Below are 13,770 nucleotides of genomic sequence, written 5' to 3' on the forward strand. Positions count from 1 at the left end.
ACCCCGCGATAGATTGAGCACTGTGACGAACGAAACCCTCGCTGATCGAACCGACGAGCAGTGGCAACCCGACGTTCTCGGCACCGCTTATCAGCAGCGGACCCTCCCGCTCGGTATCGACCCCGACGGAGAGGGCGAGGTGGTGGCCACCCTCGTGCGCTATCTGCCCGACGCCACGGCACCGGGGACCGAGCCGACCGTGCTGTACGTGCACGGGTTCACCGACTACTTCTTCCAGGCGCACCTTGCCGAGCACTTCGCGGCGCGCGGGCACCGGTTCTACGCGCTCGACCTGCGCAAATGCGGGCGCTCGCGACGTGAGGGGCAGAGCGCGCACTACGTGAGCGACCTGGCGCTCTACGACGAGGAGCTGGCCGAGGCGCTGCGGATCACGCGCGAGGAGACCGGCAACGATGTGCTGATCGTCGCGCATTCGACCGGCGGGCTGATCGTGCCGCTGTGGTTGGACCGGCTGGAGGCGGCCGGAGGCAGCGCGGCGGCGGGCGTGGCCGGCGTGGTCCTCAACAGTCCCTGGTTCGACCTGCAGGGACCGTCCTTCTATCGCACCATCGGCACCCCCATCATCAACACCGTCGGCCGGTTCCGCGCCTTCGCCCAGTTACCCGCCGGCGGGGTCAGCACCGCCTACGGCGACAGCCTGCACACCAGCCGCTCGGGTGAGTGGGACTACAACCTCGACTGGAAGCCGCTCACTGGTGAACCGGTGCGGCTGGGCTGGCTGCGCGCCATCCGCCAGGGCCACGCGCGTCTGCACCAGGGCTTGGCCATCGGGGTGCCCGCGCTGATCCTGCGCTCGCGGATCACCAAGTTCGCCCGCGAGCACTCCGCCGCTCTCGACGTGGCCGATGCCGTGCTCGATGTGAAGCAGATCCAGCGCTGGGCGGGCTGCCTGGGCGAGCGCACCTCGATCGTCCCGATCGACGGCGCCCGCCACGACGTGTACCTGTCCTCGGAAGCCGTGCGCGCCAACGCATTCCAGGAAACCGACAACTGGCTCGACTGGTTGGTGTCCTACCGCAAGTCCTGATCCGGGCCGCCACTCACCGGGTGCTCGCGCGAATCGCGTCAGCGCCTGGCGAGCTGGGCCGTGCCTACCAGAGGCTGGTGCGGAGCACGATCTCGGTGGCGAACTCGTGGCCCGCCTCGGTGGCGATGTTGTCGACTTCCAGTGGCACGACCCGGAATTCGCCGTAGACATAGCGGCCGGACGCGTCGGCGGTGGCCCGGGGCAGGTTCTTGGTGACCAGCATCGTGACCGGCAACTCCAACGGCGGACAGGCCGAGTCGGGAACTCGGCCGTCGGCGTCGGGAACGGCCGGGTGCCCGTGGTCGGCGACGACCAGGCTCATGAACCGCCCGAACCGGCCCGCGCACACCCGCCACGCCAACTCCGCGCCCGACCCTCGGCCCGCGACGTTGACGTAGGGCATGTCGAGTTCGTCGAGAATCGCGCGTACGCCCGCCGGATCGAGCCCCTCGACGGACTCGACGGCAACGGTCTGCAAGTCGGACTCGTGCAGCCGTGCGCACACCTTGTCGAACACGTCGGCAGGGTCGTCCGCGTCTGGAAGCAGCAGCACATTGTGCCGCGAGGAAGGTCCGTCGACCCGCACTGCCCAGGCCTGGTCACCGACCGTGATCTGCCGAGATTTCATGCCGGGTTACGGTACACGTCCAGCCTGAACGACGCGGCCTGTTCCGCCGCGCCCCGCCGATCCGACCACCCCCGTGTACTGGGCTTTCACTGCTACCGACACCGAAATTGCCGAACCTGTCACAACGCCGCGCCCCGGCCGGTGAGGCGAGACGGCCCCCACACCCACGCGCCCCAGCGACCGGCGCCACCCCTCGGTCGCCGACCACGAAGCCGACGGCCCTGGCAGGCTGTGTGCGCCAGGTCACCGAGAGGTGCGGATGACCGGGATGTCGGTGGTGGCGCCGTCGCGGATCAGCTGATCCAGCGCCGCGAGATCGACGTGTTTCTCGATGAGGTCGGCGAGCAGGTCGAGCTGCGCGGATCTGACGGCGGCGACCGAGGTGTCGGGCGCGACGGTGAAGCCGGTGCGCCCGGCCACAGCGGCCACTTCGGTGAGCCAGGTGCGGCGGAACTCGTCGGACTCGAGCAGTCCGTGCACATGGGTGCCCCAGATCGCCGTTCGCGCACTGCCTTCCGGCTCGCCGTCGATGGTCAGCCAGGCGGGGTCGGCGGTGCGGGTGACTCGGCCGTGATGGATCTCGTAGCCGTGCAGCGGATCGGCGCCCGCGCTGCCCGACACCTGCCGGGCGATCTTCGGGTCCGCGAATTCGATGTCGAGGTCGAGCAGCCCGAGGCCGTCCACCACACACGGCGCCGATTCGGCGACCTCGGCTCGACCCGCTGCCGCGGTGTGCTCGACACCGTCGACGATGCGATTGCCGAGCATCTGATACCCACCGCAGATGCCGAGGACCGGACGGCCCGCGACCGCGCGAGCGTGCAGCGCGTCGGCTATTCCGTTGGCACGCAACCAGTTCAGGTCCGAGATCGTCGCCTTGCTGCCGGGCACGATCACCAGGTCGGCGGTGGCCAGCTGGTGTGGACCGTCGGCCCAGCGAACCGAGACGCCGGGTTCGCAGGCGAGCGCCTCGATGTCGGTGGAGTTGGAGATGCGCGGAAGCCGGACGGCGGCCACGGTGAGCCAGTCGGTGCCGTGCGGTGGGCCCGGGCGACCGACCGGCGCGCCGGACAGGGTCCCGAGGGAGTCTTCGGCGTCGAGCCAGAGGTCTTCGGCGAAGGGCAGGACGCCGAGGGTGGGGCGCCCGGTCAACGCGCGGAGTTGGTCCAGACCGGGTTGCAACAGGGACACGTCACCGCGGAATTTGTTGATGAGGAAGCCCGAGATGAGCTGCTGGTCTTCGGGTTCCAGCACTGCGACGGTGCCGAACAGGTGGGCGAGGACGCCACCGCGGTCGATGTCGCCCACCACCAGGACCGGAAGATCGGCGGCCCGCGCCAATCCCATGTTCGCGAGATCGGTGGCCCTGAGATTGATTTCGGCGGGCGAGCCCGCCCCCTCACAGATCACGACGTCGAATTCGTCACGTAACGAGGCCAATTCGGCCGCGACGACCTCGCGCAGCTCCTGCCGACGAGTGAAATAGTCACGCGCGCCGACCGTTCCGACAGCTGCGCCGCGCACCACCAGCTGCGAGCGGCGATCGCTACCGGGCTTCAACAGCACCGGGTTGAACCGCACGCTCGGCTCCAGCCCACAGGCTCGCGCCTGCAGTGCCTGGGCGCGCCCGATCTCCCCGCCGTCCAGGGTGACGACCGAGTTGTTCGACATGTTCTGCGCCTTGAACGGCGCCACCCGCACCCCGCGACGCGCCAGCATCCGGCAGATACCCGCGACCACGACGCTCTTGCCCGCGTCGGAGGTGGTACCCGCGATCAACAACGCGCCGCGCAGCGGGGCGCTCACGGCAAGGTCAGAATTTCCACGCCCGTGTCGGTGACCACCAGCGTGTGTTCGAACTGCGCGGTCCACTTGCGGTCCTGGGTGACCACGGTCCAGCCGTCGTCCCAGATGTCGTAGTCGATGCCGCCGAGGTTGATCATCGGCTCGATCGTGAAGGTCATACCGGGCTCGATCACCGACTCGATGCTGGGCTGGTCGTAATGCAGCACCACCAGGCCGCTGTGGAAGGTGGGGCCGACGCCGTGGCCGGTGAAGTCGCGCACCACGCCGTAACCGAAGCGGTTGGCGTAGGCCTCGATGACGCGCCCGACCACGTTCAGCGCACGCCCGGGCTTGACCGCCTTGATGGCCCGGTTGGTGGCCTCCTCGGTGCGCTCGACGAGCAGGCGCACCTCCTCGTCGACGTCACCGGCGAGGAAGGTCCTGTTGGTGTCGCCGTGCACCCCGTGGATGAACGCGGTGACGTCGATATTGACGATGTCACCGTCTTCGACCACCGTCGAGTCGGGGATGCCGTGGCAGATGACCTCGTTGAGCGAGGTGCAGCAGGACTTGGGAAAACCCTTGTAGCCCAACGTCGACGGGTAGGCGCCGTGGTCGCACATGTACTCGTGGGCGATCCGGTCGAGCTCGTCGGTGGTGACACCCGGGACCACGGCCTTGCCCGCTTCCTCGAGCGCTTGCGCCGCGATCTTGCCCGCGATCCGCATCTTCTCGATGGTCTCGGTGGTCTGTACCCAGGGCTCGTTGCCCTCGTTCGCGGTCTTCTTCCACACGTATTCCGGCCGCTCGATGGAGCGGGGAACTTCCCGGATCGGCGACTGGGTACCGGGAACTAGTGGCTGACGGGTGCGCACGGACATGAGAGCAGTGTATCTATGCGAGCACGCCGCTGTACGTCCCGTCCGTCACAGCACCGGCTCGAGACGGACGATGATGCCTTTCGAGGTCGGCGTATTGCTGATGTCGGCGACGCTGTCGAGCGGAACCAGCACATTGGTCTCCGGGTAGTACGCGGCCGCCGAACCACGGCTGGCCGGATAGGCGACGGCGACGAATCGCGGCGCCCTGCGCTCGGTGCCGTCGTGCCAGATGCTCACGATGTCGACCACTTCGCCGTCGGCGATTCCCCGCTGCGCCAGGTCCTCGGGGTTCACCAGCACCACCCGGCGCGCGTGGTGGATGCCCCGGTAGCGATCGTTGCCCGCGTAAGGGATGGTGTTCCACTGGTCGTGGGACCGCAGCGACTGCAGCACAAGGTAGCCCGGCGGCGCGTCGATCATGTCGAAGTCGTTGCGGGTGAATTCGGCCTTCCCGCTCGCGGTGCGGTAGATGCCCTCGTTGACCGGATTGACCAGCAGCATCCCGCCCGGTCGCGCGACCCGTTCGTTGAAGTTCTCGAAGCCGGGCACGACGCGGGAGATGCGGTCGCGCACGGTGCTGTAGTCGGCGATGAACTCCTCCCACGGAATCGTGGACTCCGCCCCCAGCGTGGCGCGCGCCAGCCGGGAGATGATCGCGATCTCGCTCAGCAGATCTGGTGAGGCCGGGTCGAGACGCCCGCGCGAGGTGCGGACCTGGCTCATCGAATCCTCGACGGTGTAGAACTGCTCGCCGGTGGCCTGGATATCGCGATCGCTGCGGCCGAGGGTGGGCAGGATCAGGGCCGTCGCGCCGCAGACCGTGTGGGAGCGGTTGAGTTTGGTGGAGATCTGCACGGTCAGCGAGCACTGCCGCAGGGCCGCCTCGGTGACCGCACTGTCGGGCGTCGCGCGCGCGAAATTGCCTGCGACACCGACGAATACCTTCGCGTGGCCGTCGCGCATGGCACGGATGGAATCCACCGCGTCCAACCCGTGGGCCGTCGGTGGGGTGAACCCGAATTCCCGGCCGAGCGCGTCCATGAACGCCTGCGGCATCCGCTCCGAGATCCCCATGGTGCGATCGCCCTGGACATTGCTGTGCCCACGCACCGGGCACACGCCGGCGCCGGGACGGCCGAGGTTGCCGCGCAACAGCAGGAAGTCGACGATCTCGCGGATGGTCGGCACGCCGTGCTTGTGCTGGGTCAACCCCATCGCCCAGCACACGATGACCTTCTCGCTGGCCAGCACCTGTTGGTGCACGGCCTCGATCTCCTCGCGCCTCAGCCCGGTGGCGGTGAGCGCGTGTTCCCAGGTCACCGTCCTCGCGTGCGCGGCGTAGGCGTCGAACCCGCTGGTGTGCGCGGCGATGAACTCGTGGTCGAGCACCGTGCCCGGCGCCGCGTCCTCGGCATCGAGGAGCAGCTTGTTCAGCATCTGGAACAGGGCCAGGTCGCCGCCGGGCCGGATCTTGAGGAAGATATCGGCGATCTCGGTGCCGCGCCCGATTACGCCGCGCGCTTTCTGCGGGTTCTTGAACCGGATCAGCCCGGCCTCGGGCAGCGGGTTCACCGCCACGATCTTGCCGCCGTTGCGCTTGGTCTCCTCGAGCGCCGACAGCATGCGCGGATGGTTCGTGCCGGGGTTCTGGCCGACGACGAAGATCAGGTCCGCCGCGTAGATATCCTCGAGCGAGACGCTGCCTTTGCCGACACCGATGGTCTGCGACAGCGCCGAACCGCTCGATTCGTGGCACAGGTTCGAGCAGTCGGGCAGATTGTTGGTGCCGAAAGCGCGGACGAACAACTGCAGCAGGAACGCGGCCTCGTTGTTGAGCCGCCCCGAGGTGTAGAACAGGGCCTCGTCGGGGCCGGCGAGCCCACGCAGTTCGTCGGCCAGCAGGCCGAACGCGTCGTCCCAGCCGATGGGTTCGTAGTGCGTGGCGCCGGGCCGCTTCACCATCGGCTCGGTGAGCCTGCCCTGCTGATTGAGCCAGTAATCGGACATGGTGTCGAGCTCGGCGACCGGATGCTCGGCGAAGAACTCCCGGGTGACGCGGCGGGTGGTGGCCTCGTCGTTGACGTGCTTGGCGCCGTTCTCGCAGTACTCGTTGAGGTGGCGGCGCCCCGGCTCGGGCCACGCGCAGCCGGGGCAGTCGAAGCCCTTGGTCTGATTGATATTGAGCAGGGTGAGTGCGGTGCGGACCGGGGAGTTCTGCGACAGCGAGTACTCGATCGCGTGCGCCACGGCGGGAACGCCGACCGCCCAGGTCTTGGGCGGGGTCACGCTCAGATCGTCCTGTGGGTCCTCGATCGAGGTCATGTGTCAGCTTCTTCTCAGTTCCGCGGCACCGCGCGTTCGGTGTATCCGACACCAGGCTTCTCAGATTCTCCACCCTTGTCAACGCGGAAGGCCCGATCACCTGATGAGGTCGGTGATCGGGCCTCGCGCCTACCTCAGTCCCTCGACGACTCGAAGACGCTGCTGCCGTACACGTCGTCGGGGGTGAGCGTGATGAGGTCGGATTTGCCCAGCGGCCGGTCGAGCGCGACCAACCGGCGGGCCTGGCGCAGGCGACAGCGTTCGATCGCGTTGCGCACACTGCGCGCGTTGGAGAACCTCGGCTGCTCCATCCGCAGCGTGAGGTACTCGGCGAAGGCCTTGTGCGCGTCGTCGTCGAAGGCGAATCCCTCCGATTCCACCATCAGTCCCGCGATCTGGGTCAGCTCCGAATGGTCGTAGTCGGCGAACGTGAGATGGTGCGGCACACGGGAACTCAGGCCCGGATTGGCGGCGAAGAAGGTCGCCATCCGATCGGGATAGCCGGCGAAGATCACCACCAGATCACCGCGCTCGTTCTCCATCTCGGTGAGCAGGATCTCGATGACCTCCTGCCCGTAGTCCCGCTCGTTGTCCGGCCGGAACAGGTAGTAGGCCTCGTCGATGAACAGCACTCCCCCGGCCGCGCGGGCGATCGCCTCCTTGGTCTTGGGCGCGGTGTGGCCGATGAACTGGCCGACCAGGTCGTCACGGGTGACGGTGTGCACGCGCGGCGCCCTGATGTAATCGAGCGCGTGCAGGATCGCCGCCATCCGCACCGCGACCGTGGTCTTGCCGGTGCCGGGACCGCCGGTGAAACTCATGTGCAAGGTGGGACGGGTGGTCGTGAGCCCGAACCGGCGCCGCGCCCGGTCCACCTGGAGCAGCGAGGCGATCTCGCGTACCCGCCGCTTCACCGACGCCAAGCCGACCAGCTCGGCATCGAGCGCGGCCAGGGTGTCGCCCACCCTGGCCGCGGCCTCGTCGGCCGAGAGATCGAGCACCTCGTCGTCGCCGAGAATCGCGGGCTCCGTCGTCTGCTCCTCGATTGCCGCGGCCGGTGGCGCGCCGGACGGTCGGTGGAACCCGAATCCCTTTGGTGTGTCCATCAATTCACTCGCCCGTGTACCGATCGCCGGTCGGCCGGGCGGTGGCGTAGGACTTCACCGAGTACCGCTGGGTGCGGTCGGGGCCCTCGACGCGTTCGAGCAGGAAGCCCGGCTCGTGCGCGGGTCGGTGGACGAGAAACGACATCGCGGTGGACTGTCTGCCCAGGGTCGCGTCGTAGGCGAGCAGCCGGATGTAGTGCTGGGGGAAGGTGGCACGGCAATCCGCGAGCTGGGCGAGTACGCCGTCGGGTTCGGCCAGGTCGAACATCGGCAGCCCCCACATCTCCCAGTACACATTGCGTGGGTGCGGGTCGTCGGTGTACTCCAGCGATACCGGCCAGCCGTGCTCGAGGGCGTACTTCACCTGGGCGGCGATCTCGTCGTCGGTGAGGTCGGGCAGATAGGAGAAGGTTCCGTAGCGCAGTCTCATCGGGTGCTCCTGGTCAGATCGAGGGCACCGGAGTCGCCACCACATCGGGGGCGTCGGTGCTGGTGTAGTCGAAGGTGATGTCGCCCCAGGTATCGAGGGCCGCCTGCAGCGGGGTGCAGTGTTTGGCCGCCCTGCGCAGCACGTCGGGTCCTTCGATCAGTAGATCGCGACCTTCGTTGCGCGCCTTGACCATTGCCTCCAGCGCCACCCGGTTGGCCTCGGCGCCCGCGGCGATGCCGTACGGGTGCCCGATGGTGCCGCCGCCGAACTGCAGGATCACATCGTCACCGAAGAGGTCGAGCAGCTGGTGCATCTGGCCGGCGTGGATGCCGCCGGAGGCCACCGGCATCACGCCGGGCATCGAGATCCAGTCCTGATCGAAGAAGATGCCGTTGCCGAGATCGCGGGGAACGTAGTTGTCGCGCAACGTGTCGTAGAACCCACGGGTGGTGACCGGGTCGCCCTCCAGCTTGCCGACAACAGTGCCCGCGTGCACATGGTCGACGCCCATCAACCGCGACCACTTCCCGATCACCCGGAAGCTCACCCCGTGCGTCTTCTGCCGCGTGTAGGTGGAGTGCCCGGCCCGGTGCAGGTGCAGCAGCAGGCCGTTCTCGCGGGCCCAGTGCGCCATCGACTGGATGGCGGTGTAGCCGATGGTGAGGTCGATCATCACCACCACGCTGCCCAGCTCCTTGGCGAGGTTCGCCCGCCGATACATCTCCTCCATCGTCCCCGCGGTGACATTGAGGTAATGGCCCTTGATCTCGCCGGTTTCGGCCATCGCCCGGTTCACCCCCTCCATCGCGTAGAGGAAGCGGTCCCGCCAGCGCATGAAGGGCTGGGAGTTGATGTTCTCGTCGTCCTTGGTGAAGTCGAGGCCGCCGCGACATGCCTCGTAGACCACGCGGCCGTAATTGCGGGCCGACAGGCCGAGTTTGGGCTTGATGGTGGCGCCCAGCAGCGGGCGGCCGTACTTGTTGAGCATCTCCCGTTCCATGACGATGCCGTGGGCGGGGCCCTGGAACGTCTTGGTGTAGGCGACGGGGATGCGCATGTCCTCCAGGCGCAGGGCCTTGAGCGGCTTGAAACCGAAGACGTTGCCGATGATCGAGGACGTCAGGTTCGCGATGGAACCCTCCTCGAAGAGGTCGATGTCGTAGGCGATGTAGGCGAAGTACTCGCCGGGCCTGCCCGGCACCTCGTCGACCTGGTACGCCTTGGCCTGGTAATGGCTGTTGGCGGTGAGCCGGTCGGTCCACACGACAGTCCAGGTGGCGGTGGACGATTCGCCCGCGACGGCGGCCGCGGCCTCGATCGGGTCGACCCCGTCCTGTGGGGTGACCCGGAAGACGGCGAGTACGTCGGTGTCCTTCGGCACGTAATCGGGGTTCCAGTAACCCATTCCGGCGTAGCTCTGCACGCCCGGATCCCACCGCTGCTTGGTCGCCGTGCCGTCGTTGTCGATCGTCGTCATCGCCGTTCCTTTCGGGTCACGCCTGTGGAGCACTTCCAGTGTGTGGGCGGGACTGTTCAGCGACAATGGAATGTTTTCTGTGCATTGTTAAGTCATCATTGAACGATGTTCGCCAGCCCCGACCTGCCCGCGGCCGCTACCTGGGGTCGGCTGCGCACCTTCCTCGCGGTGTACGACACCGGGAGTGTGCGGGCCGCCGCGCAGGCGTTGCAGGTGACGCCGCCCGCGGTGTCGGCCGCTATCACCGCGCTCGAAATCGCCCTGGGTACAACGCTTTTCGGCAAGTCCGGCCGGGGTATCGTGGCGACGGATTCGGGCGAGATCTTCGCCGGGTACGTGCGCAAGCTGCTCGGCCTGCTCGCGGAGGCGGCCGGGGCGGTACACGACGCCGACCGTGGGCGGGTGCGCATCGGCGCGGTCGCGACGGCCAGCGAGTACGTGCTCCCGGCGCTGATGGCCACGTTCGCGCGCGCCCATCCGGGTGTCGAACTGTCGCTGTCGGTGCTGACGCGCGGCGAATTGTTCGCCAGGGCGGCCGATCACGTCTTCGATATCGCCCTTGCCGGTCGACCACCGCGGGGCGCCGGCCTGGTCACCGCCGCCCGGCGGGCCAACCGGCTGGTGCTGGTCGGGCGGCCCGGCCTGGTCGAGGACCCACTCACCACACCGTGGCTGCTCACCGGGATCGGCTCCGGCACCCGCGACACCACGCTGTCGCTGCTGAGCCGATTGCAGGCCGCGCCGCCGCTGCTCACCCTCGGCACCTCCGGCGCCGCCGTGGCCGCCGCCAGGGAAGGGCTCGGGGTCACCCTCGTGCACGAGGAGGCGGCGCGCGAGCACCTCGCCGCGGGCGAACTGGTCGCCTACGACGTGCCGGGAACGCCGCTCGACCGGCCGTGGCACGTCTGCACGAGCCAGGAACCGACCTCGGCGACCCGATTGTTCGTGGCGCACCTGTGCGATCCGGAGCAGGTGGGCGGGGCCGCATTTCACACCCGGTCTCGCCCGAAGGGGTGAAGCCCGCCGCGACCGGCCGCTCGCATGCTGGTCATCATGACGACACTGCCCGCCACCGCCCTCGCCGAGATCGCCCAGCAGTTGACCACCGGCGGCCGAGGCATTCTCGCCGCCGACGAGTCGATCACCACCATGTCATCGCGCCTGGAACAGGAGGGGGTTCGCGCGAGCGCGTCCGCCCGGCGCGATTACCGCGAACTGCTGCTCACCGCCGACGGCCTGTCGACGTGGATCAGCGGAATCATCCTGTGCGACGAGACCTTCGGCCAGGATCTCGCCGACGGACGCGCGTTCCCGATCGCGGCGCGCGAACTCGGCGTCCTGCCCGGCATCAAGGTCGACGCCGGTACCACCGCGCTCCCCGGCCATGACGGTGCGCTGATCACCGAGGGGCTCGACGGCCTCGCCGTCCGACTGGCCTCCTACGCCGATCGAGGGGCCGCGTTCGCCAAGTGGCGGGCGGTGTTCGACGTGCGCACCGTCACCCCCTACTCCGCGGCCGCCAACGGGCACGCGCTGGCCCGCTACGCCGCACTGTGTCAGCAGCACGCCATCGTGCCCATCGTCGAGCCCGAGGTGCTGTGCACCGGCGATCACGACCTCGCGGCCTCGGCGACGGCGACCCGCCTGGCCCTGAGCGCGGTGTTCACCGCACTCGTCGACGCCGGGGTGGATCTCACCGGCATCGTGCTCAAGCCCAACTTCGTCACCCCCGGCCTGGACGCGGGCGATGTCGCGCCCGCCGACATAGCGGCCGCTACCTACGCCGTGTTGCGCGAATCGGTGCCCGACGAGGTGGCGGGTATCGCGTTCCTGTCCGGCGGGCATCCGACCGCACGGGTGTGCGCCTTTCTACGCGAACTGTCCGCCATAGACGAGCGGCCGTGGCCTGTGACATTCTCCTTCGGGCGCGCGCTCGTGAGCGCGGCCCTGCACACTTGGGGTGGAACAACCTCCGAAGTTCCCGCAGCACAGCATGTTCTGCTCCAGAACTGCCGCAATGCCTCCGCTGCCGCCGAGTACGCCGCGTAGGCGGTGCTCGGCAGCTCGCTGAGCGCGGCGGCGACGCGCAGCGGCGGCGCTACCCCTCGGGCACCGCTGCTGCGCTGTTGGCCTACTTCAGCGGGAGGTCGACCAGCACGGTGGTGCCGCGTCCCGGCATCGATTCCAGACGCAGCGAGGCTTCGATCAGGGCACACCGTTCGGCGATCGAGCTCAGGCCGAAATGTTGTTCGCTGTCGGCGGCGCGGTGCGCGCGGCGCGCGGGCAGGTCGAAACCCTCGCCGTCGTCGGAACAGCCGAGCACGACCGAGTCGCCGACGCGGCGCAGGGAGAGCACGATCCGTTGCGCCCTCGCGTGTTTCACGGCATTGGCCAGCGATTCCTGGGCGATCCGGTACAGGGTGGCGGCGGCGTGGTCGGGGATGTCGTCGATGGCGGCGGTGTGGTCGACGAGGAATTCGATGGTCGGCGGAGGGTCGCCGCTCATCGTGCGCACCAGCGATTCGATCGCGGCGACCAGACCCAGGTCGTCGAGCACGAGGCTGTGCAGACCCGAGATCGCCGCCCTGGTCTCGTTGTAGGCGAAGTCGGCCAGCTCACGGGCGCTGACGAGTTCGGCGCGCGCCCTGGCGAGGTCGCGCAGACTGGCCTCGTCGGCGCCGTCGACGTGTCCGGCGAGTTCGGAGACGGTGAGGTCGGCGGCGGACAGGTGGAACGACATCGAGGCCAGGGCGGTGGTCACGCCGTCGTGGAGATCGAAGGCGATGCGCCGACGTTCGGCCTCCTGAGCGGTGATCGCCTGCTCGACCAGCCGGTCGCGCTCGGTGCGCTGCCGGTTGACGGTGCGGAACAACCGCTGCGCGTGCAGCCACAGACCGAGCACGCCCACGTACTGACGAGCGGCATCGAGATCGTGCTGCCCGAACGGGTCCCGGGGATCGCGATGCACCGCGAGCACGCCGACCACGTCGCCTTCCAGCCCCGGCAGCGGCAAACACATCCGCGCGAGGGTCTGTTGCGGTTCCAGCCGTAAGAGACTGCGGTGCAACGTGTTACGTGGGAAGTCGTTGTCGAGCAGCACCGGCGTGCGGGTGCGAGCCACCAACCCGGTCACACCGAATCCGACCTGTAACCGCAGCGAACCCGCCGAGGGATGCGGCGGCCACAGATCGACGATGCTCAGATCCTGGCCGTCGACGGCGAAGACCAGCACGCCCTCGGCGCCGAGCAGCGGGGTCAGCTCCGCTGCCGTAGGAACCGCGCCGTTCGCAAAGCTCACCGGAACAGCCCCTCCCGCAACGCGACCGCGATCGCCGCGCTGCGATCGGACACCCCCAGTTTGCGATAGAGCCCCCGAATATGGGTCTTCACCGTGTCCTCGCTGACCACCAGCTTGCCGGCGACCGCGCGGTTGGAGTGGCCGGATACCAACAGCCCCAACACTTCCGACTCACGCTGGGTCAGTCCCAGATGCGCGCCGGACCAGAATTGGCCCGCGTGCAGCCGTGCCGCGGCCAGCGCCACCCGCCCGGCCAAGCTCGCGTCGACCACTGTCTCGCCCTCGCGGACGCGGCACAGCTGGGCGACGAGTTCGCGCCCGTCGACCCGCTTGAGGATGTAGCCCGACGCCCCGACGCGCAGCGCCTGGTACAGGTAGTGCTCGTCGTCGTAGACAGTGAGCAGCACGACCTTGGTGTCGGGATATTGCAGGGTGATCTGGCGGCACAGGTCGAGGCCGCTGGCCTTGCCGATGCGCACATCGCACAGGACGATGTCGGGCCGCTGTTCGGCCACCATCCGGAGCGCGGTGGTGTCGGTGGTCGACTGGCCGACGATCACGACGTCGTCGGGGAAGTGTCCGAGCATCGTGTCGAGCCCGTGCAGCACCATTTCGTGATCGTCGACGAGCACCAGCTTCAACGGGGTCGGAGGTAACTCCGGCATCCCCTCACTTTACGGCGAACGACACTGAGGGTTACGGGCATTGACGAGATCTCACCCGGTGCCCCACCCGCGAGGGGGAGTGCGGCAGGTGGGCGGTGCGGTCCGATGAACGGACCCGATGAGAAAGGCC

At 68.4% G+C, this 13,770-nt stretch carries 12 protein-coding genes; 3 read left to right on the plus strand and 9 right to left on the minus strand.

Annotated elements, in window-relative coordinates; genetic code table 11:
• The first annotated feature begins 22 nt into the window (after positions 1 to 22).
• Positions 23 to 1,048 (plus strand): alpha/beta hydrolase, encoded by a 1,026-nt coding sequence (locus NA12_RS10415; RefSeq protein WP_067448787.1) that lies wholly within the window; start codon positions 23 to 25, stop codon positions 1,046 to 1,048.
• A 64-nt stretch (positions 1,049 to 1,112) separates the two neighbouring features.
• On the opposite strand, the gene NA12_RS10420 is transcribed toward NA12_RS10415, so the two are convergent.
• The 7 genes from NA12_RS10420 to NA12_RS10450 form a co-directional block, all read right to left on the minus strand.
• Positions 1,113 to 1,676: a glycosyltransferase family protein gene (locus NA12_RS10420; RefSeq protein ID WP_067448789.1), complete on the minus strand. Its 564-nt coding sequence runs from the start codon at positions 1,674 to 1,676 to the stop codon at positions 1,113 to 1,115.
• Between the two features lie 243 nt (positions 1,677 to 1,919).
• Positions 1,920 to 3,482 carry a cobyric acid synthase gene (locus tag NA12_RS10425; protein ID WP_067448791.1) on the minus strand — a complete coding sequence of 521 codons (1,563 nt, stop codon included), beginning with the start codon at positions 3,480 to 3,482 and terminating at the stop codon, positions 1,920 to 1,922.
• Positions 3,479 to 4,342, minus strand: a complete 864-nt coding sequence (gene map / locus NA12_RS10430; protein ID WP_067448793.1) for a type I methionyl aminopeptidase — start codon at positions 4,340 to 4,342, stop codon at positions 3,479 to 3,481. Before map ends, NA12_RS10425 begins: the two co-directional genes overlap by 4 nt.
• A gap of 45 nt (positions 4,343 to 4,387) precedes the next feature.
• Complete coding sequence (locus NA12_RS10435) at positions 4,388 to 6,664, minus strand: FdhF/YdeP family oxidoreductase (RefSeq protein ID WP_067448795.1); 2,277 nt, start codon at positions 6,662 to 6,664, stop codon at positions 4,388 to 4,390.
• A 134-nt stretch (positions 6,665 to 6,798) separates the two neighbouring features.
• A complete protein-coding gene (locus NA12_RS10440; RefSeq protein ID WP_067448797.1) occupies positions 6,799 to 7,770 on the minus strand; it encodes an AAA family ATPase in 972 nt (323 codons plus the stop codon).
• 4 nt (positions 7,771 to 7,774) lie between these two features.
• Entirely contained in the window at positions 7,775 to 8,200 is a 426-nt protein-coding gene (locus NA12_RS10445) for a ribulose bisphosphate carboxylase small subunit (RefSeq protein WP_067448799.1), read from the minus strand.
• Between the two features lie 13 nt (positions 8,201 to 8,213).
• Positions 8,214 to 9,677 (minus strand): form I ribulose bisphosphate carboxylase large subunit, encoded by a 1,464-nt coding sequence (locus NA12_RS10450; RefSeq protein WP_067448801.1) that lies wholly within the window; start codon positions 9,675 to 9,677, stop codon positions 8,214 to 8,216.
• A 105-nt stretch (positions 9,678 to 9,782) separates the two neighbouring features.
• Here NA12_RS10450 and NA12_RS10455 point away from each other — a divergent pair, with 105 nt between their 5' ends.
• Together NA12_RS10455 and NA12_RS10460 are read left to right on the plus strand one after the other, a co-directional pair.
• Complete coding sequence (locus NA12_RS10455; protein WP_067448803.1) at positions 9,783 to 10,694, plus strand: LysR family transcriptional regulator; 912 nt, start codon at positions 9,783 to 9,785, stop codon at positions 10,692 to 10,694.
• Between the two features lie 36 nt (positions 10,695 to 10,730).
• Complete coding sequence (locus NA12_RS10460; RefSeq protein WP_067448902.1) at positions 10,731 to 11,726, plus strand: class I fructose-bisphosphate aldolase; 996 nt, start codon at positions 10,731 to 10,733, stop codon at positions 11,724 to 11,726.
• An 82-nt stretch (positions 11,727 to 11,808) separates the two neighbouring features.
• Here NA12_RS10460 and NA12_RS10465 read toward each other — a convergent pair whose 3' ends face one another.
• Positions 11,809 to 12,975 carry a GAF domain-containing sensor histidine kinase gene (locus NA12_RS10465; RefSeq protein ID WP_067448805.1) on the minus strand — a complete coding sequence of 389 codons (1,167 nt, stop codon included), beginning with the start codon at positions 12,973 to 12,975 and terminating at the stop codon, positions 11,809 to 11,811.
• A complete protein-coding gene (locus NA12_RS10470) occupies positions 12,972 to 13,640 on the minus strand; it encodes a response regulator (RefSeq protein ID WP_067448807.1) in 669 nt (222 codons plus the stop codon). Before NA12_RS10470 ends, NA12_RS10465 begins: the two co-directional genes overlap by 4 nt.
• Positions 13,641 to 13,770: the final 130 nt, after the last annotated feature.

This window comes from Nocardia alba NBRC 108234 (genome assembly GCF_001612665.1).
Lineage (GTDB): Bacteria > Actinomycetota > Actinomycetes > Mycobacteriales > Mycobacteriaceae > Nocardia > Nocardia alba.

What these genes read in the sequence shown, in the direction of transcription:
- NA12_RS10470 (WP_067448807.1), bottom strand. Translation starts at nt 13,640, where the DNA reads ATGCCGGAGTTACCTCCGACCCCGTTGAAGCTGGTGCTCGTCGACGAT.
- NA12_RS10455 (WP_067448803.1), top strand. Translation starts at nt 9,783, where the DNA reads ATGTTCGCCAGCCCCGACCTGCCCGCGGCCGCTACCTGGGGTCGGCTG.
- NA12_RS10420 (WP_067448789.1), bottom strand. Translation starts at nt 1,676, where the DNA reads ATGAAATCTCGGCAGATCACGGTCGGTGACCAGGCCTGGGCAGTGCGG.
- NA12_RS10440 (WP_067448797.1), bottom strand. Translation starts at nt 7,770, where the DNA reads ATGGACACACCAAAGGGATTCGGGTTCCACCGACCGTCCGGCGCGCCA.
- NA12_RS10460 (WP_067448902.1), top strand. Translation starts at nt 10,731, where the DNA reads ATGACGACACTGCCCGCCACCGCCCTCGCCGAGATCGCCCAGCAGTTG.
- NA12_RS10450 (WP_067448801.1), bottom strand. Translation starts at nt 9,677, where the DNA reads ATGACGACGATCGACAACGACGGCACGGCGACCAAGCAGCGGTGGGAT.
- NA12_RS10435 (WP_067448795.1), bottom strand. Translation starts at nt 6,664, where the DNA reads ATGACCTCGATCGAGGACCCACAGGACGATCTGAGCGTGACCCCGCCC.
- NA12_RS10445 (WP_067448799.1), bottom strand. Translation starts at nt 8,200, where the DNA reads ATGAGACTGCGCTACGGAACCTTCTCCTATCTGCCCGACCTCACCGAC.
- map (WP_067448793.1), bottom strand. Translation starts at nt 4,342, where the DNA reads ATGTCCGTGCGCACCCGTCAGCCACTAGTTCCCGGTACCCAGTCGCCG.